The organism is Drancourtella massiliensis (assembly GCF_016900655.1).
Taxonomy (GTDB): Bacteria; Bacillota; Clostridia; order Lachnospirales; family Lachnospiraceae; genus Sellimonas; species Sellimonas catena.
Genome location: NZ_JACJKH010000160.1, coordinates 1 through 209 on the forward strand (window position 1 = coordinate 1; position 209 = coordinate 209).

The window sequence follows — 209 nt, forward strand, 5'->3', positions numbered from 1 at the left end:
CAGAACGTCGTGAGACAGTTCGGTCCCTATCCGGCGTGGGCGTAGGATATTTGAGAGGAGCTGTCCTTAGTACGAGAGGACCGGGATGGACCGGCCGCTGGTGTACCTGTTGCATTACCAAGTGCATGGCAGGGTAGCCAAGCCGGGAAGGGATAAACGCTGAAGGCATCTAAGCGTGAAGCCCCCCTCAAGATGAGATATCCCATACG

Annotated in this window: 1 rRNA gene; it reads left to right on the forward strand. The window is 56.5% G+C overall.

The window, feature by feature from the left end:
• Positions 1–209 (forward strand): 23S ribosomal RNA (locus H6A32_RS16190); the annotation flags it as partial.